Origin of the sequence: Nocardiopsis sp. NPDC006198 (assembly GCF_040613895.1) — a bacterium.
In the GTDB taxonomy this organism is placed as follows: Bacteria; Actinomycetota; Actinomycetes; order Streptosporangiales; family Streptosporangiaceae; genus Nocardiopsis; species Nocardiopsis tropica.
Genome location: NZ_JBEXSY010000002.1, coordinates 211,644 through 233,364, shown reverse-complemented (window position 1 = coordinate 233,364; position 21,721 = coordinate 211,644). Strand labels below are relative to the sequence as shown.

Annotated in this window: 14 protein-coding genes, 1 pseudogene and 1 riboswitch; of the genes and pseudogenes, 12 read left to right on the top strand and 3 right to left on the bottom strand. The window is 72.6% G+C overall.

Annotated features, from left to right (window positions below):
• Positions 1–108: 108 nt before the first annotated feature.
• The 4 genes from ABZ234_RS02790 (at position 109) to ABZ234_RS02775 (ending at position 6,932) form a co-directional block, all read left to right on the top strand.
• On the top strand, positions 109–1,782 hold the full coding sequence (locus ABZ234_RS02790) for an NYN domain-containing protein (protein ID WP_355010740.1): 1,674 nt from the start codon (positions 109–111) through the stop codon (positions 1,780–1,782).
• A gap of 27 nt (positions 1,783–1,809) precedes the next feature.
• Entirely contained in the window at positions 1,810–2,382 is a 573-nt protein-coding gene (locus ABZ234_RS02785; protein WP_267947147.1) for a hypothetical protein, read from the top strand.
• A gap of 446 nt (positions 2,383–2,828) precedes the next feature.
• Positions 2,829–3,020: riboswitch (cobalamin riboswitch) on the top strand.
• Between the two features lie 156 nt (positions 3,021–3,176).
• Positions 3,177–5,714, top strand: coding sequence for a ribonucleoside-diphosphate reductase subunit alpha (locus tag ABZ234_RS02780; protein WP_355010739.1), 2,538 nt, complete (start codon positions 3,177–3,179; stop codon positions 5,712–5,714).
• A 135-nt stretch (positions 5,715–5,849) separates the two neighbouring features.
• Positions 5,850–6,932, top strand: coding sequence for a ribonucleotide-diphosphate reductase subunit beta (locus tag ABZ234_RS02775; RefSeq protein ID WP_267947145.1), 1,083 nt, complete (start codon positions 5,850–5,852; stop codon positions 6,930–6,932).
• 162 nt (positions 6,933–7,094) lie between these two features.
• Here the strand turns inward: ABZ234_RS02775 and ABZ234_RS02770 are convergent, their stop codons facing one another.
• Complete coding sequence (locus ABZ234_RS02770; protein ID WP_267947144.1) at positions 7,095–7,415, bottom strand: CU044_2847 family protein; 321 nt, start codon at positions 7,413–7,415, stop codon at positions 7,095–7,097.
• 143 nt (positions 7,416–7,558) lie between these two features.
• On the opposite strand from ABZ234_RS02770, the gene ABZ234_RS02765 reads away from it, so the two are divergent.
• The gene (locus tag ABZ234_RS02765) at positions 7,559–7,774 is read left to right on the top strand and encodes a DUF397 domain-containing protein (RefSeq protein WP_355010738.1); all 216 of its coding nucleotides are present in this window, start codon (positions 7,559–7,561) and stop codon (positions 7,772–7,774) included.
• Positions 7,775–7,825: 51 nt separating this feature from the next.
• Here the strand turns inward: ABZ234_RS02765 and fxsT are convergent, their stop codons facing one another.
• A complete protein-coding gene (gene fxsT, locus ABZ234_RS02760; protein WP_355010737.1) occupies positions 7,826–11,707 on the bottom strand; it encodes an FxSxx-COOH system tetratricopeptide repeat protein in 3,882 nt (1,293 codons plus the stop codon).
• 286 nt (positions 11,708–11,993) lie between these two features.
• Positions 11,994–13,934, bottom strand: coding sequence for a serine protease (locus ABZ234_RS02755; protein WP_355010736.1), 1,941 nt, complete (start codon positions 13,932–13,934; stop codon positions 11,994–11,996).
• Positions 13,935–14,206: 272 nt separating this feature from the next.
• Between ABZ234_RS02755 and ABZ234_RS02750 the strand changes: the two genes are divergently transcribed.
• The 7 genes and pseudogenes from ABZ234_RS02750 to ABZ234_RS02720 all read left to right on the top strand — a co-directional run bounded on the left by ABZ234_RS02750 (position 14,207) and on the right by ABZ234_RS02720 (position 21,595).
• Positions 14,207–14,935 (top strand): FCD domain-containing protein, encoded by a 729-nt coding sequence (locus tag ABZ234_RS02750; RefSeq protein WP_355010735.1) that lies wholly within the window; start codon positions 14,207–14,209, stop codon positions 14,933–14,935.
• Positions 14,936–15,224: 289 nt separating this feature from the next.
• Positions 15,225–16,793, top strand: coding sequence for a sodium/proline symporter PutP (gene putP, locus ABZ234_RS02745; RefSeq protein ID WP_355010758.1), 1,569 nt, complete (start codon positions 15,225–15,227; stop codon positions 16,791–16,793).
• A 126-nt stretch (positions 16,794–16,919) separates the two neighbouring features.
• Entirely contained in the window at positions 16,920–17,504 is a 585-nt protein-coding gene (locus ABZ234_RS02740; protein ID WP_355010734.1) for a putative glycolipid-binding domain-containing protein, read from the top strand.
• A gap of 187 nt (positions 17,505–17,691) precedes the next feature.
• Positions 17,692–18,528: an ammonia-dependent NAD(+) synthetase gene (gene nadE / locus ABZ234_RS02735; RefSeq protein WP_355010733.1), complete on the top strand. Its 837-nt coding sequence runs from the start codon at positions 17,692–17,694 to the stop codon at positions 18,526–18,528.
• Between the two features lie 157 nt (positions 18,529–18,685).
• Positions 18,686–18,787: pseudogene (locus tag ABZ234_RS02730) on the top strand (IS481 family transposase); the annotation flags it as partial.
• Between the two features lie 370 nt (positions 18,788–19,157).
• The gene (locus ABZ234_RS02725) at positions 19,158–20,498 is read left to right on the top strand and encodes an acyltransferase (protein ID WP_344179525.1); all 1,341 of its coding nucleotides are present in this window, start codon (positions 19,158–19,160) and stop codon (positions 20,496–20,498) included.
• Positions 20,499–20,746: 248 nt separating this feature from the next.
• Positions 20,747–21,595, top strand: a complete 849-nt coding sequence (locus ABZ234_RS02720) for an alpha/beta hydrolase (protein WP_352982273.1) — start codon at positions 20,747–20,749, stop codon at positions 21,593–21,595.
• Positions 21,596–21,721: the final 126 nt, after the last annotated feature.

The following is a 21,721-nucleotide window of genomic DNA, read 5'->3' as shown; positions in this document are numbered from 1 at the left end:
ATAACTTTCCGTATTCAAAGAGGGCACGCAAAACCAGACAGACTTGGCTAGGCTGTGCCCCGGTCATGGATATGGCCCCAGAGTCAAAAGGGAAGGGGGCGGTGTCACGTGGACCGCTGCGCGTTGTTCGTTGACGCGGGATACCTTCTCGCGGACGGCGCGATGGCCGTGCACGGAACCCGCAACCGGGACTCCGTCTCCTGGGACTACTCCGGACTCGTCCAGTTCCTCAACGAGGTCGCACGGGACCGCACCGGTCTTCCGCTGCTGCGTTGCTACTGGTACGAGGCCGTCGCCGACGAGCGGCGCTCCCAGGAGCAGGACGGCATCGCCGACATCCCCGGCGTCAAGTTCCGTGCCGCGAGGATACGGCCCGGCCGCCGCGAGGGCGTGGAGAGCTATGTCCAGCGCGACATCACCACGCTGGCACGCACCGGCGTCCTGTGCGACGCAGTCCTGGTCAGCGGTGACGAGGACATGGCTTCCGTCGTCGCCGACGTCCAGGACATGGGCGTGCGCGTCACCGTCGTGCACGTGTCCGTCGAGGGCAACTGGACCATCTCCCGGGCCCTGCGCCGGGAGTGCGACGACCTCATCGAGATCGGGGCGGGCCACCTGCGCCCGCACGTCAACCTCCTCTCCAGCAGCGGCTCCTCCCAGGAGACCGCGGCCAAGACCACGACGCCGTTCGCCAACGGCCGGGCCCGTTCCGCGCCCGAGACGCCGCGGCAGCCCGTCGCGGCCCAGCCCGGCGGCGCCCGGGTCGACCCGGTGGGATCCTCCAGCGGCGGCCTGGAGGCGATGTTCGCGGGGACCGGGGGCCAGCCCGTCCCCCAGGGCAGCGCCATGGACCAGCTGCGCGCCATGCGGAGGTCCCTCGCGCAGCAGCGCGGCGGGGACCACCTCGTCGGACCGGGGGGCGACGGCGGCCAGCAGCCGGGCGGCATCGACGCCAACGGATTCCCGTCCGGCGGGCAGACCCCGCCCGGCACGGGCGGCGGCTCCTACCCCGGCCATTCGGTGACCGGGGGCCACCCCGCCCACAACGGGCAGCAGGGCTATCCCGTCACCGACGGGCACCCGTCGATGCGCGGCGCGGACCCGAGCGGCTACGGCATGCCCGGGAGGCCGGCCTCCGGATCGGGGCCGATGACCGGAGCGCAGCCCTCCTTCAACGGCACGGGACCCCAGCAGTCCTTCGCCGCGGGGACGGGGCCGCAGCGCTCCTTCGCGTCGGACGGCCAACCCGGCCACGCGCCACCTCCGAGAAGCGCCCCACCCCAGGACCCACGGCAGGACCCGCGCCAGGACCCGCGCTACGGGGGTGGGGACGGCTCCGGGTTCGGGGGAGCGGCCGACGCAAACCCTACCTATGGGACCAGTACGGAAACTGACACCGCTCACCGCGGTGGGGCAGCCTCCCCCTACGGGGGGCCGCCACCTACTGGTCCCGAACCCGCCAGCCGGTTCAGCGCCGGCGGCTACCAGGAATCCCGTCCCAGTCCTGGATATCCACAGCAGACACGTCCCGCCGCGCATACCGTTGACGAAGCGGTGCATGTCGCGCACAAGGAAGGGAACGACTTCGCGGAGTCGATCGCTCGCGAGGCGCCCGCCCTGTGGGTTGAGGCCGTACTCGCCCGCAGGCCCAGGATGCCCTCCGACCTGGAGGCGCGCCTGCTCCAGGGCTCCTCGCTGCCGATCGACCACCTGTTGCGTGACGAGGTCCGTGACGGACTGCGCCAGGGGTTCTGGCAGGCCCTGGAGCGGGCCAGGTCCTGACAGGGCGCGCGGGAGTGCGAGTAGGGGATGGGGGCGATGCGGTTGACCCACGTGACGACGGCAGAACTCGACCGTTGGGAATTCCACGCTGTCCGGTCCGGTGAGCACGGACGGGTCGCCGCCCAACTCCTGGACCTGGCCAACCGGGTCGACGCGGGGAGCGAGGTCTCGCGCGCGGAGCTGTTCGTGCGCGCGGGGGAGCAGTGGGAGATCGCCCAGGAGTTCGAGCGCGCCTGCTCGGCCTACCAGAGGGCGATCGACGACGGCGGGGCCACGGTGATCGACGCCCGCGCGCTCAGCGCCGGGGCACTCCTGCAACTGGACGAGGTCGACCAGGCCTACGCCCACCTCAAACGCCTGGAGGGCGAGGATCCGCCCGGACTCCAGACGTTCATCCACGTCGCGGAGGCACTGTACGCGCACGACGACCTGGAGGGCGCCGAGCGGTGGGCGACGGTCGGCGCGCACCGGTTCCTCGACCGGGCCTCCTCGCCCTACGTCCGCGACCTCCTGGTGGAGCTCCTGCGCATCCGGTTCCGCATCCGCACCGACCTGGGGCTGTCCGAGGACCGGCTGGACCGCAGACTCGACGAGGAGTGACCCCGGCCGTCCGGGCCGGGGCGCTCCGGCCCGGACCCGGAGGAGTGAGCTTTCCGACGTGCGGGCGCGCCGCCGACACGCCCGGGGCGGTGGAGGCACGGATCTCCGCCCGGCCGCTCCGGTCCGGGGTCGGCCGCCGCGGACACGGCCGTGTGGTCAGCGGCACCGGTTCGCCGGGCGCCGCCCGAACCGCCTCGGAAGCGGCGTTCCGGGCGTTCGGCCGCCCCTCGGGGGGCGCTCCCGGTCCCGGGGAGCCCCGGCGACGATCTAGGCTGTGTCCGGTCGCCTCCCAGCTGCCCCGACGAGGCGCGACATCCCCCCGAACCGGGTGCCCGAGGCCCTCTCATACCACGGCCCACGCGTGTGTTCGACGATCGTCGAAGAATCCGAGAAATCGATGACACGCCATCATCTTGCGGTGTTCCAACGCAGGGCCCCCTAGATGTAGTATCTGTCCCGCTGGTGGTTCACCCCTCGGGGTGAGGCAAGAGGGAACCCGGTGCGAAGCCGGGGCTGCCCCGCAGCGGTAAGTGGGAACGAAGCCGTCACAGGCACTGGGGACCCCCGAAGGCCCCGGGAAGCGACGGTGCGTAGGCCGCCCACGAGCCCGAAGACCTGCCACCGGTGCGCACGTGAACGTGCGCCGACGACGGGGCTTCGAGGGTGAGCCGCCGCGACCCACCGGTCGGACGACCGCACGCACCCGGTGCGTCGGTCCCCCGGTGCGTGCCGCGCACCTTGCCCATCGTGTCCCCTCCCCGCCGGGACTCTTCTACCGAGGTTGGAGCCGCTGTATGACCCTTGACGTCGAGGCCGTGCCCGTATCCGTTCGGCCCGAGCCGACCAACGAGGGCGCGCCCCCCGCCGCCGTCGACCGGATCGAGCACGTCGTGACCGAGGCCTGTGCGAGGCTCACCGGTGTTTCGGCGGAGAAGGTCCTCACCGAGGCCCGCCGCGGCTTCTACCCCGGCATCCCCGACTCCGAGGTCGAGCTCGCCCTGGTCATGGCCGCCCGCAGCTTCGTGGAGGTCGACCCGGACTACTCGTTCGTGGCCGCCCGCCTGCTGCTGGACAAGCTGCGCCGCGAGGCCCTCACCTTCATCAGCGGCGCCCCCGACGCCGCCGGGCAGTCCGAGATGGGCGAGCGCTACGCCGCCTACCTGGCCGCCTACGTCAGCCGCGGCATCGACCTGGGCCAGCTCGACCCGGCGCTCGCCGGGTTCGACCTGGAGCGACTGGGCGCCGCCCTGCGCCCCGAGCGCGACGAGCAGTTCACCTTCCTCGGCATCCAGACCCTCTACGACCGCTACTTCCTGCACAGCGACGAGGTCCGCTACGAGCTGCCGCAGGCGTTCTTCATGCGCGTCGCCATGGGGCTGGCCCTCAACGAGGACGACCGCGAGGCCCGCGCCATCGAGTTCTACGAGCTGCTGTCCTCGTTCGACTTCATGGCCTCCACGCCCACCCTGTTCAACGCCGGCACGGTGCGCGCGCAGCTGTCCTCCTGCTTCCTCACCACCGTCGGCGACGACCTCCAGGCCATCTTCCACGGCATCAGCAACAACGCGATGCTGTCCAAGTACTCGGGCGGGCTCGGCAACGACTGGACCCCGGTGCGCGGCCTCGGCTCGCACATCCGCGGCACCAACGGCAAGAGCCAGGGCGTCGTCCCGTTCCTGAAGATCGCCAACGACACCGCCGTCGCGGTCAACCAGGGCGGCAAGCGCAAGGGCGCCGTGTGCGCCTACCTGGAGACCTGGCACATCGACATCGAGGAGTTCCTCGACCTCCGCAAGAACACCGGCGACGACCGCCGCCGCACCCACGACATGAACACCGCGAACTGGGTTCCGGACCTGTTCATGCAGCGTGTGGAGCAGGGCGGCAGCTGGACCCTGTTCTCGCCGGACGAGGTCCCCGACCTGCACGACAAGTACGGCACCGACTTCGCCGAGGCCTACGAGAAGTACGAGGCCGCCGCCGAGGAGGGCCGGATCAAGGTCGCCAAGAAGATCCCCGCGGTCGACCTCTGGCGTCGCATGCTGACCATGCTGTTCGAGACCGGGCACCCCTGGATCACCTTCAAGGACCCGTCCAACCTGCGCTCGCCGCAGCAGCACGTCGGCGTCGTGCACTCCTCCAACCTGTGCACCGAGATCACGCTGAACACCAGCGCCGACGAGGTCGCCGTCTGCAACCTGGGCTCGGTCAACCTGGCCCAGCACGTGGGCCCCGACGGCCTGGACGCCGAGCGCCTGCGCCGCACCGTCCGCACCGCCGTGCGCATGCTCGACAACGTCATCGACGTGAACTTCTACACGATCCCCGAGGCGCGCCGCGCGAACATGCGCCACCGCCCCGTGGGCCTCGGCCTGATGGGCTTCCAGGACGCCCTGTTCAAGCTGCGCACCCCGTTCGCCTCCGAGGGCGCGGTGACGTTCGCCGACGAGAGCATGGAGCTGATCAGCTACTACGCCATCGAGGCGTCCATGGAGCTGGCCTCCGAGCGCGGCGCCTACGAGTCCTTCGAGGGCTCGCTGTGGAGCCGGGGCGTCCTGCCGATCGACTCGCTGCGCCTCCTCGCCGACTCCCGCGGCGGCGACCTGGACATGGACCGGGGCGAGACCCTCGACTGGGACTCGCTGCGCGAGCGCGTGAGGTCCACCGGGATGCGCAACTCCAACGTGATGGCGATCGCGCCCACCGCGACCATCGCCAACATCACCGGTGTCGGCCAGTCGATCGAGCCGCTCTACCGGAACCTGTACGTCAAGTCGAACATGTCCGGCGACTTCACCGTCGTCAACCCGTACCTGGTCCGGGACCTCAAGGCGCGCGGCCTGTGGGACGACGACATGGTCTCGGCGCTGAAGATGCACGACGGCAGCCTCGGCGCCATCGACCGCGTCCCGGACGACCTCAAGGCGCTGTACGCGACCGCGTTCGAGGTCGACCCCGAGTGGCTGGTGGACGCGGGATCGCGCCGCCAGAAGTGGATCGACCAGGCCCAGTCCCTGAACCTGTACATGGCGGCCCCGAGCGGCAGGAAGCTCGACACCCTGTACCGCCGCGCGTGGCGCTCCGGTCTCAAGACCACCTACTACCTGCGTTCGCAGAGCGCCACGCACGTGGAGAAGAGCACGCTCAAGGGCACCGACGGCCGCCTCAACTCGGTCGCCGCGACCCCGAGCGCCCCGGCGCCCGCCCCCGTCCCCGTCCCCGAGCCGGTCGCGGCGCCCGCCGCCGTGAACACCGAGATCGAGGACGAGTTCGAGATCGTCGACGGCCAGGCCTGCTCCATCGACGACCCCGAGTGCGAGGCCTGCCAGTAGGGCGTGAGGCCCGGGGCCGCCCGCCGGCGGCCCCGGGCCGGTCCGGCCGCCCCGCCGGACCGTGCCCGCGGCGACGCCGCGTCCCGCTCCCGACAACGACTTTCCGGCCCGGCCGGAGAACGGAAGAACCCCAGCATGACCGCAGTCTCCGAGAACAACGCCGGCGCCACCAGCGGCCTCGGTGAGATCGAGCGCGACGCCGAGCGCGTCAACGTCGACGACAAGGCGATGATCAACGCCCGCGCCGACGTCAACCAGCTGCTCCCGCTCAAGTACACGTGGGCGTGGGAGAAGTACCTCGCGGGCTGCAACAACCACTGGATGCCCACCGAGGTCGCCATGCAGGCCGACATCGCGCTGTGGAAGTCCAAGGACGGGCTGACCGAGGACGAGCGCCTGATGCTCAAGCGCAACCTCGGCTTCTTCGCGACCGCCGAGTCGCTGGTGGCCAACAACATCGTCCTGGCCGTGTACCGCCAGCTCACCAACCCGGAGTGCCGCCAGTACCTGCTGCGCCAGGCCTTCGAGGAGGCGGTGCACACCCACACCTTCCAGTACATCTGCGAGAGCCTGGGTCTGGACGAGGGCGAGCTCTTCAACATGTACCGGGAGGTCCCGTCGATCACGGCGAAGGACGCCTGGGCGCTCAAGTACACCCAGAACCTGGAGAACCCGGAGTTCCGCACCGGCACGCCGGAGGCCGACCAGGCGTTCCTGCGCGACCTGGTGGCGTTCTACGTGATCTTCGAGGGCATGTGGTTCTACACCGGCTTCGCGCAGATCCTGTCGCTGGGCCGCCGCAACAAGATGATCGGCATCGCGGAGCAGTACCAGTACATCCTGCGCGACGAGTCGATCCACCTGAACTTCGGCATCGACGTGATCAACCAGATCAAGATCGAGAACCCGCACCTGTGGAGCGAGGAGTTCCAGGGCGAGGTCCGGCGGATGCTGGCGGAGGCGTGCGAGCTGGAGGTGGCGTACGGCCGCGAGACCATGCCGCGCGGCGTGCTCGGCCTCAACTCGGAGCTGTGCGAGAAGTACATGCACTTCATCACCGACCGCCGCGCCGAGCAGATCGGCCTGGCCCCCATCTTCGGGGAGACGGAGAACCCGTTCCCGTGGATGAGCGAGATGATGGACCTCCAGAAGGAGAAGAACTTCTTCGAGACCCGCGTCATCGAGTACCAGACCGGCAGCGGCCTGGACTGGGACTGACGGTGTCCCGGCCCGCGTGAGGCGGGCCGGACGGGGCTCTCCTCCCGGGAGGCGGACACGGCCTCCCCCCGGGGCGGCCCGGATCGAGGCGCGCGATCCGGGCCGCTTTCGCGTGCGGGGGGTGTGTCCCGGGCCCCGGCCGGAGGCGCCGGGACCCGGCCCTCAGCCCTTGGCGGTCCAGGTCATCCGGACGTTGAAGGTGGCCTCGCCGGTCCCCTTGACCACCACGACGTCCGCCTCGGCGCTCACGGTCACACCGAATTCGACCTCCGTCTCCGAGGGCGCCAGCGAGGAGGAGGAGAGCTCCTCCAGTTGCGCCGACACGGCCTCGGCGATCTTCCTGATGCGGAGCAGGACGGAGTCGAGCCTTTTGTCCCCGGTGGCCTTTCCCGGGGTCCGTGAGACGGGGGCGGCCCCCTCCTTGCGGACGGGGGCGGACTCGATGCTGATCACGGTGCCGTCGTCGGTGACGAAGTCGATCACTTTGTTCACATTGGCCTCACGCATTCTCCGAAGGGGCTTGCCATTCCTCTTGATGTCCACAGAAAGTAAAATAAGAGGAGATGTCCGGCAACGATGATATTCCGCTGCCGTCCGCGCGGAGGAAACGGTGGGACGTACCAGTTATGACCGGGCGAAACGACGCAAGCGCCACCTGGCGGGACGGGCGTGACGGCACCGGATGGCGCAAGTCGTCGAGGTCGGGACCCGGCGCCGACTGCTGCGAGGCCTCCCTGGGGGAACCGGGCCGCGTGTGCCTCCGCGACTCCCACCGCCCCGGCGGGGACGTCCTGCGGTTCCGGTCCCGCGAGTGGCTGTCCCTGGTCTCGTCCGTGCGCTGAGCGGCCCCCTGCGCCCCGCGGCCCCGGGCGTGTGCCGGGGCCGCCCCCTCCTCAGTCCCGCACGGGGAAGATGTCGGTGTCCAGCCGGGTGAAGGACGCCATCGTGGCCACGAAGCGGTGCTCGGGCCCGAACCGCGAGGTGTAGTGCTCGCGCAGGGCCTCCCACTCCTCCCCGACGTCCTCGCCCAGCGCCCGCCGGCTGATCAGCAGGTTGCGCCGGGCCGTGGTCAGGAAGACGTGGTGCTCCCCCAGGGCCTCCCGGCACAGCTCCACGCTCGCGGCGTCCTGGGCGCGGGCCTCCTTGAGCCTGCCCAGGGCGAACAGGTCGTTGCCCAGGTTGACCTCGACGGCGGTGAGGGTGACGTCCGCGTCGGGGAAGCGCTCGCGGATCTCTGCCATGGCGGTGCGGTCCAGCTCGTACGCCCGCTCGTACTCGCCCAGCACGCGGAACACGATCGCCGCGTTGGCCCTGGAGGCCCAGGGGAAGAGGTGGCGTGAGGGGAACCTGTCGTCCATGTGTACCAGGAGGTCCTCGACCAGCCGGCGGGCCTCCTCCAGGCGGTTGGCGAAGGCCAGGTTCACCATGTGGATGCTGTTGAGGTGCAGCGTCGGCGGGGCGTGCGGCCCGTAGCGCGCGACGTTGACCTCGCGCGCCTGCTCGGTCAGCTCCAGCGCCAGGGTGTGGTCGCCGAGCCGGCGGTGGATGACGGAGAGGAAGACCGGTATCTCCGAGGTGTGGGTGCTGGCGTTGGCCTCGGTGACCTCGAACCGCCTCCGGCAGTCCACCAGCGTCTCCCGGGCCTCCTCCAGGTACCCGAGGGCCATGAGGCCGAGGCCGATCGACAACCGCGTCCGCAGCGTCGGGATGCCGTCCGGCCCGAACACGTACTTGCGCTGTTCGAGGGTGCGCCGGTCCAGCTCCAGGGCCTGCCGGAAGCGGCCGAGGCGGCGCAGGCAGCCGCCGATGTCGTGGGCGATGACCAGGGTGTTCTCGTCGTCCTCGGCGAAGAGCATGGTCCTCGTCCGGTGGATGTCCTCGAACATGGCCAGGGCCCTGGCGTAGTGCCCGAGGTTGCTGAGCGCGATGGCCCGCGCCCGGTGGGCCTCCAGGGCCTCCTCGCTCTCCGGGCCCTCCAGCTGGGCCTGCTCCGCGTACATCCGCTCCGCCTCGGCGAGGGCGATCTCGTTGTCGCCGCGGATCCGGAGGATCCTGGTGCGCAGCAGCTGGATCTGGAACCTCTGCGCGGTGTCGTCGTACCAGGCCTCGATGGCCCGGTCCGCCAGGGCGAGCGCGGCGTCGCCGTTCCCGGTCTCCACCAGGTAGACGATCACGTTGCCCACCAGGCCGCGGACCTGCGGGTCGTGGCTGCGCCACGCCTCGGAGGCGTCCACGTGGGTGTACAGCAGCTGGTACTCGGGCCAGTTCTGCGGGAGCTCGGGGCCGAGGGGGTCGCTCTGCGCCAGCAGCCGGTGGGCCAGGTCGCGGTAGCGCACCCGCTCCTCGTCGCCGAGGGTGCTCTGCACGACGGTCTGGAAGGTGACGTGCAGCTGGAACGTGTGGTTGGTCCGGTCGAACTCGGCGAGGCTGTGCCTGCTCACGTAGCGCAGGACCCTCGTCAGGACCATCTCGTTGCCGAGGATCTGTGACAGGTCCGGGTTGGGGCTCAGCCCGCGGGCGCGGTGGAACAGCGTGCGCGAGAGGGAGCGCGGGGCGAAGAACGAGCAGAGCTGGACGAACTCCCTGACCATCCGCTTGAGGGCGCGGTCGGGCCCCGTGCCGCGCCGGAGGTCGTCGAGCTGCATGTTCCAGGCCGCCGCCAGGGGCAGGGGGTACAGGTCCTCCGGCTCCACGTGGGTGACGAGTTCGTCGAACTTGTCCTGGAGCAGGTGGAGGAACTCCTCCACGCTCATCAGGGAGTCGCGCAGGTAGGCGCCGACCTGCGCGAGCGCGAGGGGGAGGTGCTCCAGCCGCTCGGCGATGCGCAGGGCCGTCGCGTCGTCGTCCAGGCCGTGGGGGCAGACCTTGCGGAGCAGGGCGACGCTCTCCCGCGCGCTCAGGCTGGGGACGATCGAGCCCTCGCTGCGCCCGCTGGGGATCCAGCTCTGGTCGCGGGAGGTGATGATGACGTCCCCGGGGCCGTTCGAGGGGAGGACCTCCTCCCCCAGCTGGTCGAGCTCGGAGACGTCGTCGAAGACGAGGAGCCAGCGCCCCACCCCGGGGTCGCCCTCCAGGACCTCCCGTACCTGCTGGGCGACCTGCTCCAGGTTCCCGGTGTCGTCGCCCAGGCCCAGGTACCGGGCCAGGCGCAGGTAGGACTGCTGGACGTCCGAGGCGCTGTTGGCGGCGAACCACCAGATCAGGTCGTACTCGTCCCGGTGCCGGTGCACGTACTCGGTGGCGATCTGGGTCTTGCCGATGCCGCCGCCGCCCGCCAGCAGGTAGACCCCGCCGACGGAGTCCTCCAACAGGTCGTGGACGTGTTCGAGGATCTTCTCCCGCCCGGTGAAGTTCAGGTTGTGCGGCGGGACGCCGCGGAGCTTGGCGAGCGGCTTCTGCCGCGAACGGCGCAGCCTCGAACTGCCCAGGGCCAGGGGCTCCGAGCCGGCGGACTCCGTCGCGGGGGTGTGGGGGTCGGTCACGGTCGGGCTCGGTTCCTCTCGGGGGGCGGTGGTCTGCGGGCGGGGCGCGTCCCCGTGCCGGGGGGCGGGGCCGCCGGGGGAGCGCGCCCCGTCCGGGGGTGTGCTGCGGGCCGCCGGGGCGCCCGTCGGAGCGGCCTCGCGGGCGGGCTCCTCCCCCAGGGCGACGCGGAGCTGGTCCGCGAACCTGCGGTACTCGCCCGGCATCTCGGAGAGCGCGGGCAGCACGGCGCGGGCCAGGTCCTCCTCGCCGTCGAGCGGGGGGTCCTGGGGGGCGCCGGTCTCGATCCGGGACAGCCACTGGTAGAGCCTGGCCGCGTCCTTGAACTCGATCCCGAGGGAGTAGAACACCGACCGCATCACGCTGAGGTCGCCGAAGCCGCCCAGGAGGTCCCTGCGGACCCCCGGAAGGAACTCCAGGGCCGCGGCGGCGGGGTCGTCGAGGTCCCCCAGGGGCACGGCCGGGTCCATCAGCTCGCTGCCGAAAACCTCGGCGATCTCGGTGACGGCCGCGCGCGGGTCGCGGGGCGCGTGCGGGATGTTGTTCTGGATCAGCTCGGCCACCCTGAGGTTGACCGGGGCCTGGGCCAGCCGCACGGCGAGGTCGCGTGCTCCGCGCGAGGCGTGGGAGAGGAAGCGCGACACGGGATCGGGGTCCCAGGGGGCGGAGCCCGGGGGCCGGGCGCCGTCGGCGGGGAGCACGGCCGCGTCGGCCTCCCAGGCGCCGGCCCCGCCGCTCACGACCGCGCTCCACGCGGTGAGGGCGTCCGGGCCGAACTCCAGCACGGGGAGCACGGCGGCGTCCGCGGGGAGGCCGCCGTCCCCGGCGCCGGCCGCCGCCCCCGTGAACTCCCAGGAGGAGGGCGGGACGGGGGACGGCCCGGTCATGCGCATCGGCCCGGGCGCGAGCGGCCCCCCGGACCAGACGGAGCGGTCCAGGAGGTGGAGGAGGACGGTCGGCAGGCGGGAGGCGAGCGAGGCGGCCCAGGAGCGCAGCCTCGGGCCGCGCCATCCGCGGTCCTGCGTGTCGGTGACGAGGACGGCGACCGCGGCGTCCGGGGGGAGGTGGGACTCCAGGGGCCACGGTGGATCGTGTTCACCCCTGGTGTGCGTGGGGTTGCCGGGGTGGAAGCGGACGACCGTGCACCCGGCCCGCCCGGCGCCCTCGACCAGCGCGGCCACGCTGTCGCGGTGCAGCTCCATGAGGGGGGACGAGTCGACGAGAACGACCGGGCGGGACGAGCCACCTGTCAGAGTGCTGAGTGCGTTCTGGTACCTGTGGGACAAATCGTCCATTATGTCGTCTTTTTCCCCTTGTGGGGAACTTCAAAGGAGGGGTCGGCGGGCCCCTCTTCTGAACTCCTCCTGGAAATGTCCTTCCTCCGATTCTGCCACGCCGCCGTCGGGGGCGGTGCCGTGCGGCGCGTCCCGATCGCCCGGGAAATCGGAACGGACCCCCGATGTGCGTGTTCGGGAGGGTTCACGGGTCGGTATCGCCTCCGCTTCCAGACGATTTCGGCCGAACGGCACGGGCATAAAGGATGGAGTGGAATGGTCGGCACGGTGGCTCTCCCCGGCTCGGTCAGTCCGGCACGTCACGGGAGGCCGCCGCCCGCGGGGACGGCACCGCGCCCGTCCCGTCCCCTCCCGCCCGGGGGAGCGCCGAACCCCCGTCGAGGACGGCCCGCGCGAGCACGTCCCCGTAGTCGTCCTGGAACAGGGAGACGTCGCGGAAGTCGGGGTAGTCCTGCGACTTGTCGCGGAGGAGACGGGGGAGGGCGGTGATCCTCACCCGGGACCGGGGCTCCCGTTCGAGCAGCTCGTTCACGAAGTCGAACACGGCCTTCTTGGGGCCCTTGACGATGGTGGGGACCCCCATGTTGACGGCGGAGTCGTAGACGTGTTCGGCGTCGCCGGTCTCGGAGTCCACGGCGCACACGGTCAGGTGCGACCTCGACAGGGCGTCCGCGACCTCGCTCACCTTCTTCTCCCACGTGAGGAGGACGTTGCGGTCCCCCACCAGGGCCTCCTCCCGCTGCTTCTCCGAGCGCAGGAGCCACCGGCCGGGAGGGGTCCCCAGGTAGCTCGGGTCCACGTGCCGCTCGCGTATGTGGTAGACGATCTCGTACCTCGACGCCAGCCGGGAGGGGAACTGCACCTCGCTGGTGCCGGTGGCCTGTCCCAGGCGCAGGTACAGCAGGTTCCTCGGGAGGAAGACGCGCAGCCGCAGGGACTCCTCGTTCGGGGTGACCAGCCTGCGCATGACCACGTCGCTCATGAGGTCGCCGATCTCGTCGCAGATCTCCGGCTCGCTGACCAGCCTCGTGTCCTGGTGCAGCGGACGGCCGTCCGCCTCGCCCCGCCGGGCGAAGCCGTGCGAGAGCTTGAAGCCGCCGGTCACCGGCTCCAGGTCGAAGAACACCATCGTGTCGGGCTCGTCGGGGACGGGCTCGGGGGCGGGGCGTTCCGCGGGGGAGGGCTCCTCGGGCCCGCGCAGGCGCTCGCCCCGGTCCGCGGCCAGGGCCTCCGCCCACTCACGGCCCAGGACGGAGGCCTCGTCCCGGATCCACTGCCAGACCATCGGCGGGACCGGCCTGTGAGGGGAGACCTCCCGGTAGACGTGGTGGACCCAGGCCACCCGTAACGGCGGTCTCCCCGCCCCCGGCACCAGGTCCCACAGCGCGGTGAGGACCCGCCAGGCGGTGGTGGCGGCCCCCTGCTGCCTGACCCGGCGCATCTCCCGGGGCTCCAGCAGCCTCTCCGGCGGGACCGCCTCCAGGGGGATCGAGTCCAGGAGGTCGTGCAGGCGGTCGTAGGTCCGCCTCCCGCACAGCGACTCGTCCGCGAGGCGCTGGGCCGATACGGTCTCGCCCCCGGCCCGCTCCCCCGCGATCTCCTCCACGGGCAGGATGAAGGCGATCCCCGAGGGCTCGCCGGGGCGCCCCCACTCGTAGTGGTGGTTCATCTGCACGAGTCCCACCAGCTCACCGGTCTCGGTCCGGACGGCGCATCCGCTGAACCCGCCGATGATCCGGGACGACCGCGAGGGAGGCGTCTCCACCTGGTGCGTGACGCCGTTGGGGCCGCCCCTGCCGTGGTAGGTCACCGAGGCCTGGAGCGACCGCATGTCCGCCGGGTACCCCGTCGTGTACAGGGCCTGCCCCGGCTCCAGGCCCCCGCAGCCGCTGAGCACCGGGAAGTCGGTGTCCGGCAGCCCCGGGCCGCTCAGGCGCAGCAGGGCCAGGTCGCGGCTCTGCGGCCCCGCCGCCCACAGGTCGGTCGCGACCTCCGCCTCCCACACCCGCCCGTCGAACGAGCGCAGGCGCACCGTGGTGCCCGCTCCCGGGTGGTCCTCCGGGTCCCCGTCGCGGCCGAGCGCCGTGTTGACGACGTGCGCGCACGTCACCAGCAGGCCGGGGGACAGCAGGACGGCGCCGCCCACGGCCTCGTCCTCGTAGAGCACCCGCATCTGCCAGGCCGGTTCGTTCGGCTGGAGGCCGCGGGGTGAAAGGGGGGTGTCCACTGTCGGGGGGACCTCTCTCGAATTCCGTTGTGCCCGGAACCGTTCCCCCGAGGGGCGACTGTGAACCAGGGGGCGAAGGCCCGGAGCCGGGCGCCGCCCGGGCCCCGCCGGCGGGCCGGACACGCGGACGACCGCCCGCGGGGAGGCGCCCCGCGAGCAGGGGCGCGGGCCGGACCCGGCACGGCTGCCGGAGAGCGGCCGGCGCCGCGGGCGGCGCCCCCCCCCGGCGGTCGCGGACCCTGAAGGACCGGGGACAAGCCTAAGCTGACCGTGTGGACCCTCCCACCGATCCCGCGGCCGAGGCGGTCTTCCGCCCGGTGCCGTCGGGCAGAGCCCTGGAGGCCACCGTCGACCGGCTGCTGTGTGCGATCCGGCTCGGCGTGGTCCCCGCCGGAGCCCGCTTCCCCGCCGAGCGCGACCTCGCCGCCAGGCTGGGCGTCGGCCGCGTCACCCTGCGCGAGGCCCTGCGCCTGCTCCAGGACCGGGGGTACGTCGAGGCGCGCAGGGGGCGCAGCGGCGGAACGTTCGTCCGCGGTGTCCCGCCCCGCCCCACGCCCGGCCAGGCCCTGCGCGGCCTCGCGGCCACGGGCGCCGGGCTGGACGACCTGCTCGCCCTCCGCCGGGTGGTGGAGACCGGGGTCGTGGTCCGGCTCGCCGAGACCGGCCTGACCGCCGAGCAGGAGCGCCTGCTGTCGGTCGGCCTCGCCGCCGCGGAGCGGGCCGACCGGGCCGACTACCGCCGCCTCGACACCGTCCTGCACGTCACCCTGGCCCGCCTGACCGGTTCCGAGGAGCTCACCGCCGTCCTGACGGACGTGCGGATGCGGGTCAACGGGCTCATGGACACGGCACCGCCCACAGAGGAGGGGATCGCGCTCAGCAACGCCCAGCACGGGGAGATCGCGCGCGCCGTCCGCACCCGCGACCCGGAGGCGGCCCGGCGCGCCCTGGGCGAGCACCTCGCCGCCGTGGAGTCGGGGCTCCGCACGCGGTTCAGTTGAACCCGCCGGGGCGGCCTCGAACCCCCGCGGGTCCCCGGACGGCCCCGCCGCCCCACGGTGGCTCGCGCTCCTCCTGTCCGATCGGACAAACGGCGGGCGTCCCGCATGGCCGCTCGGACAAACAGCGCCCTCCGAGGACTCGGCGCGGTCTCGAAGCGGTGTGGTTCACCGCACAGCCGTTGTGACCCGTGCAACGGGGGGTAGTGATCGCGAGCAATGTCCGTAAACAGCGCGTAAAGGCAACAGTCGCGCGCGCAAGGGAAGGGAGGAGCCGGTCTTGAGCGAATCGATGCTCTGGTCGATCGGAACCTTCGCGGTCTACCTCGCCGGCATGGTCGCCATCGGCCTCTGGGCCTACAAGCGGACCGTCTCGCAGTCCGACTTCGTGCTCGGGGGCCGCCAGCTCAACAGCTGGGTGGCCGCCCTCAGCGCCAACGCCAGCGACTTCAGCGGATGGCTGCTGCTCGGCCTGCCGGGCGCCATCTACGTCTCCGGCCTGGGGGAGGCGTGGATCGCCGTGGGCCTGGCCTGCGGTTTCGCGGGGAGCTGGGTCCTCCTCGCCCCCCGGCTCCGGGTGTACACGGAGCGGGTCACCGACGCCCGCGCGGGCGGCGACTCCGACTCGCTGACGCTGTCCTCGTTCCTGGAGAACCGCTTCAACGACCCCACCCGCCTGCTGCGCGGGGTCTCGGCGATCCTCATCATCGTCTTCTACTTCTTCTACGTCGCCTCCGGCCTGGTCGCCATGGCTGCCCTGTTCGACCAGGTCTTCGGCCTCTCCCCGGCCCCCGGCATCGCCATCGGCGTCGGCATCGTGGTGCTCTACACCGTCCTCGGCGGCTTCCTCGCGGTCTCCTACACCGACGTCGTGCAGGCCGCGATGATGTGGCTGGCGCTGCTGGTGGTCCCCGTCATGGCGGTCACCGCGCTCGGCGGTCTCGGCGGCCTGGCCGAAGGCGTGTCCGCCAGGAGCGACGGCCTCCTGTCCGCCGTCGGCGGGGTCTCCCTCGACGCCGACCTCGGCCGGTGGGCCTCCACGGAGACCCTCGGCTGGGTCGTCATCCTCTCCGGGCTCGCCTGGGGCCTGGGCTACTTCGGACAGCCCCACATCCTCTCCCGCTACATGGGCATCCGGTCGGTCAGGGACATCCCGAAGGCCGCCGCCATCAGCGTCACCTGGGCGGTCAGCGCCATGGCCATGGCCGTGGCGATCGGCTTCATCGGCATCGCCTACTTCGACACCCCCCTCGGCAACCCCGAGCAGGTCTTCCCGCTCCTCATCGAGTCGCTGAGCCACCCGCTGGTCGCCGGACTCCTGCTCGCCGCCATCCTCGCCGCCGTCATGAGCACGGCCGACTCGCAGCTGCTGGTCGCGGCGTCCGCGCTCACCGAGGACGGCTACAAGGCCTTCGTGAACAGGGACGCCGACCCGAGGGCGCTGCTGTGGATCAGCCGCGTCACCGTCGTGGTCGTCGCCCTGGCCGCCGCGGCGATCGCGCTGTGGGGCAACCAGTCGGTGATGGACCTGGTCGGCTACGCGTGGGCCGGTTTCGGCGCCGGCTTCGGGCCGATCCTCGTGCTCTCCGTTTTCTGGAAGAGGATGACCTGGGCCGGGGCGCTCGCGGGGATGATCGCGGGCGGCGTCACCGCGATCCTCTGGGACGTCGTCGACACCGCCTACCTCGGCATCGGCCTGTACGCGATGGTTCCCGCCGTCGCCCTCAGCCTCGTCGCGATCTTCGTGTTCAACGGACTGGCGAAGGTCAGCACGCAGATGGAGGAGGACTTCGACCGGGTCGAGGCCGAACTCCGCGCGGCCGGGTCCGGCCCCGGGGCCGAGAAGGCCGCCGGGGTCTGACCCCCCTCCGCGCCGGGGCCGCACCCCGGCGCGGAGGGCCCGCGCCGGGGGCACGGGCCCGCGCCGCACCCGGTGCGGGCCCGCCCTGCCTGGCGCACCGGACCCGGAGAGCGGTAGAACGGTGACATGTCGTCACCGACGGAACATCCAGCCGCATGGGCTCGGACCGACGTCCCCGAGGGGCTCGGTCTGGGCACACTCCTCCCCGAGCCCGACGGCTACCGCCTGGAGGCGGGGGAGACCGTGGTCGAGGGCGAGGAGCGGTTCTTCACCCGCTTCACCGTCCGCACCGACCTCGCCTGGGCGACCCGGGAGGTGCGCACCGAGGTCGTGAGCGGCCGGGGCACGGCCGCGGTCGCCCTCGCCGCCCAGGGCGGCCACTGGTTCGACGACAAGGGGAACCCCCTCCCCGGCCTGGTCGGCTGCCTGGACGTGGACGTCGCCGCCACACCGCTGACCAACACCCTCCCGATCCGCAGGCTGGGCCTGCGGCCCGGCGAGTACCGGGACATCCAGGTCGTCTGGATCGACATCCCCTCCCTGCGTGTGCGCCGGGTCCGGCAGCGCTACACGCGCCACGCGGCCGAGGGGGGACTGGAGCGCTACACCTACCGGGACCCCCTGCACGGCGAGTACCGCCTCTCGGTGGACGGGCACGGCGTGGTGGTCGACTACGAGCGCTTCGCCCGGCGGCTGCGCGCGGACGACTGAGCCCGCGCGGCTCCCGCAGGCCCTCCCCGCCCCGGTCCTCCGCCCCGGTCCTCCGCCGCGGGCGCCGCCGCGATCGCGGCGGCCCGGGGCCGGTTCCTTCCGCGGTCGGCGAGGCCCCGGCTGCGCGGCCCGCCGCCCCGCGCGCGATAATCGGCGGGAACACGCACGAGACCCACGGGGGAGAGCTGTGACCGACACCGAGCTGAGCCGGGCCCGCCGCGAGATCATCCTCGACCTGGACGTGCCCGAGGACTTCGACGTGCGCGCCGAGATCGAACGGCGCGTGACCTTCCTCTCCGAACTGCTGGCCACCACCGGCGCCACCGCCCTCGTCCTGGGCATCAGCGGCGGCGTCGACTCGCTGACGGCCGGTCTTCTGTGCCGCCTGGCCGTGGACCGTGCGCGGGAGGCCGGGCACACCGCCGAGTACGTCGCCATGCGCCTCCCCTACGGCGCGCAGAAGGACGAGGAGGACGCCGCGCGCTCCGTCGACCTCACCGCGCCGGACCGCTGCCTCACCGTGGACGTCAAGCCCGCCAGCGACGCCATGGCGGCCTCCCTCGCCGGGTCCGGGCTCGCCTACACCGAGGCCTCCGAGGACTTCGTCCTGGGCAACGTCAAGGCCAGGCAGAGGATGATCGCCCAGTACGCCGTCGCCGGCGGCCTGCGCGGCCTGGTGATCGGCACCGACCACGCGGCCGAGGCCGTCACGGGGTTCTTCACCAAGTACGGCGACGGCGGCGTGGACGTCGTCCCGCTGACCGGTCTGACCAAGCGCCGGGTGCGCGCGGTCGCCGCGGAGCTCGGCGCCCCGGACGACCTGGTGTCGAAGGTCCCCACCGCCGACCTGGAGACCCTGTCGCCGCAGAAGCCGGACGAGGAGGCGCTAGGTCTGACCTACGACCAGATCGACGACTTCCTGGAGGGGCTGCCGGTGCCCGAGCACGTGGAGACCACGCTGGTCGACCGGTACCGCGCCACCGCGCACAAGCGCGCGCTGCCCACCGCTCCCCAGGGGCGCTGACCACGGAGGTCGGTGACACCCGCCCCTCCCGTCACAGGCGAAGAGGGCCTCCGGCGCCGGTGAGGACGGCGACGTCCACGACCGGGCCGGAAGGCCCTCGACGCCCCACGCCGCCCACGCCGACGCCCGCCCCCGCACCAGCGGGGCCGGACACGCTGAGGCGTTCACGGGGTGGCCGCACCACGAGAACCACCACCGGTTCCACACCGCCCTCGCCGGCCCTCCCGCTTTCCGTGTCCCCGACCTCTCGGGTCGGTACGCCCGGGACGCGGGCCGCGGGTGCTCCCGGTGGTCTCGGCGCCCGCGCCGATCGCCGCGAGCGGCCGCCGGACGCGGTCCCTCGCGTCCGGGCTCCACTACCCTGCCGGGCGCTCCCGCGCGGTGGTGCGGGCACCACCTTTTCGGGGAGTGCGAACCGCCGGTTCAAAAGGGGCGTCAGATCCATCGCGACCACCCGCCTGTTCCGCCTAAGGTCGTAACAACGCGCGTCACCGATCTGCCGACACCGACGCGGGCCCGCCGTAGGGCGCGTTGGAGAACGCGTTGCCACCCCCTGATCCCGGTCGACTCCGACCACTGGGAACACGCTGTGCCCAGGGGGTCCGTGCACGGGAAGACCTAGGAGCGACATGACCGTGACCGTCGAGAACGAGGGCGGGGGCTTGCTGTCCGCGCCCCCGCCCGGCACCGTCCACGCGGCCTCACCCGCCGCCGACCAGCGGGTCCCCCGGCCCGGAGCGGGGCGTGACAGGTTTCTCGACGTCATCAGGCTCCTCGTCATGGCCCTCGTGGTCATGCAGCACTGGTGGCTCCCGGTCCTGGCCCAAGACCAGGGCGTCCTGGAGGCGGGAAGCGTCCTGGAGACCGAGGGCGGCTTCGCCCTCACGTGGGTCGTCCAGGTCATGCCGCTGATCTTCTTCGTCGGCGGGGCCGCGAACCTCATCAGCTGGCGCTCGGCCTCGGACAAGGGGGTCCCGGCCTCGACCTGGTACGCGCGCAGACTGCGCCGCCTCGCCTGGCCCGTGGTGCCGCTCGCGATCGTGTGGATCACCGCCTCCCACCTGCTGGTGCTGAGCGGCGCCCCCGCGGAGTCGGTCCTGGTGGGCTCGGGCGCGGCGGGCATGGTCCTGTGGTTCCTGGCGGTGTACGTGCTGGTCGTGGTGGCGACCCCGGTGCTGTTCGCCGCGCAGGAGAGGTTCGGGTGGTGGGTGCCGGCGGCGCTGCTCGCCGGCGCGGTCGCCGTCGACGCCGTCCGGTACGGGACCGGTGCGGACTGGGTCGGTTACCTGAACATCGCGTTCGTGTGGCTGGGCATCCACCAGCTCGGCTTCCGCTACGCGACGGGGGCGATCCGCCTCCGCTACGCGGCGATGATGGCCGTGGGCGGCGGCGTCGCCGCGCTGGCCCTGGTGCTGTTCGGGCCGTACTCGGTGAACATGACGGGCGTGTTCGCCGCCGAGACCTCGAACGTGTCCCCGCCGACCCTGGTGCTCGGCTCCCTGGGCGTCCTCCAGATCGGCGTCGCGGTGCTGCTGCGGGAGAGGATCAGCGCGTGGTCGGACCGCCCCGGGCCCGCGCGGATGCTGGACCGGGTCTGCCCGCAGCTGATGACGGTCTACCTGTGGCACATGATCCCGGTCAGCGTGGTCGCGGGGGTCCTGGTGTTCGGCCTGGGGATCGACACCCCGGCGCCGCTGACGGGCACGTGGCTGCTGTGGGGCGTGCTGGGCCTGGCGGTCCTGCTGCCGATGATCGCGCCGCTGGCGCACTGGGCGGTGCGGTTCGAGAACCCGCCGAAGGCGCTGAGCGGCTCCCCCGGCATGCTGCGGGTCCTGGTCGCGGCCGCGCTGATCGGCGGCGGGATGCTGATACTGACGGTGTCGGGCCTGGGCGTGGGCCTGGTGCCCCTGCTCGGGCTGCTGGCGGTCCTGTCGGGCCTGATGCTGACGCGGGCGCCCGTACGGGTCTGACGTCCTGCGCCCCTCCGGCGCGGCCCCGGTCCCCGCGCGGGGACCGGGGCCGCCGTCGTCGACGGGGACGCGGGTCCGGTCCCGTTCCCCGCCCACCCGACCGTCGGGCGCCCCGCCCCGGGCCCGGTGGGGTCGGGGCGGTCCGTCCCAGCCCCACGGCCCGCGCCGCGCCGGCGTCCGGAGCTCCCCTCCGGCGCCTCGCCCGGGCCCGGTGGTGGCGACGCGCCGGAGCGGGTAGACCGGACAGCATGGACCCGACACGCATCGCCTTCGAACGGCGCGGGCGCGGTCGCCCGCTGGTTCTGCTCCACGGCCTGGGCGACCGGCGCCAGAGCTGGAAGGTCGTCATGACCCGGCTCGCCCGGGACTACCAGGTCATCTGTGTGGACCTGCCCGGCTTCGGCTCGACCCCCGCGCCGGGGGCCGACGAGCCCTACGACGTCCTGAGCATGACCGAGGACGTCCGCGCCCTGTGCGAACTGCACGGTTGGGAGCGCCCGCACCTGGCCGGGAACTCCCTCGGGGGATCGATCGCCCTGGAACTGGGGGCCCGTGGGCTGGCGGGGTCGGTGACGGTGTTCTCCCCGGCAGGGTTCTCCGACAGCCTCGCCCGGTGGGGGATGCGCGCGGTAGGCGTCGCCGCCGACCTGGCGACCCGGATCCCGACGCCGGTCAAGGAGCGCCTCGCCAACACCGCGCCCGCCCGGGCCGCCGCGCGGATCGCCCTGCGGGGCGACCCCTCCTCGCCCGAGGCCAAGGCCACCCGCTTCAGCGTGCAGGGGCTCGAACCGGGAGCCCCCTACGTGCGGATGGTCCCGCGCATCGCCGAGTACCACTTCGCGGCGCGGCCCATCGACTGTCCCGTGACCATTGCCTGGGGGGACCGCGACCGGACCCTGCTGCCGTCCAGCGCGGTGCACGCCCACGAGCGGGTGCCGAACGCGCGCATGGTCTCCCTGATCGGCAGCGGGCACATCCCCATGGCCGACGACCCCGTCACGGTCGCCGAGCACATCCGCTGGACCTGCCGCTCGGCCGACCTGGGGGGTCGGCGGGCCGCCCGCGGGCGAGCCCTTCCGCCGTCCGCCGGCCGGTGAGCGGATCCCCGGGCGGGGACGGTCCCGGGAGCCGGATCCGCCGTCCGCCCGGGGGACCCCGCCCGTCCGGACGGAGCGCCCGGAGTCCCGCCCGTCCGGTCCGTCCCCGGCACACCGGACCCCGTG

Excerpts from the sequence above, each read along its gene's own strand:
- ABZ234_RS02785 (WP_267947147.1), top strand. The coding sequence starts at position 1,810 with ATGGGGGCGATGCGGTTGACCCACGTGACGACGGCAGAACTCGACCGT.
- ABZ234_RS02780 (WP_355010739.1), top strand. The coding sequence starts at position 3,177 with ATGACCCTTGACGTCGAGGCCGTGCCCGTATCCGTTCGGCCCGAGCCG.
- ABZ234_RS02775 (WP_267947145.1), top strand. The coding sequence starts at position 5,850 with ATGACCGCAGTCTCCGAGAACAACGCCGGCGCCACCAGCGGCCTCGGT.
- ABZ234_RS02765 (WP_355010738.1), top strand. The coding sequence starts at position 7,559 with ATGACCGGGCGAAACGACGCAAGCGCCACCTGGCGGGACGGGCGTGAC.
- fxsT (WP_355010737.1), bottom strand. The coding sequence starts at position 11,707 with ATGGACGATTTGTCCCACAGGTACCAGAACGCACTCAGCACTCTGACA.
- putP (WP_355010758.1), top strand. The coding sequence starts at position 15,225 with ATGCTCTGGTCGATCGGAACCTTCGCGGTCTACCTCGCCGGCATGGTC.
- ABZ234_RS02740 (WP_355010734.1), top strand. The coding sequence starts at position 16,920 with ATGTCGTCACCGACGGAACATCCAGCCGCATGGGCTCGGACCGACGTC.
- ABZ234_RS02725 (WP_344179525.1), top strand. The coding sequence starts at position 19,158 with ATGACCGTGACCGTCGAGAACGAGGGCGGGGGCTTGCTGTCCGCGCCC.
- ABZ234_RS02720 (WP_352982273.1), top strand. The coding sequence starts at position 20,747 with ATGGACCCGACACGCATCGCCTTCGAACGGCGCGGGCGCGGTCGCCCG.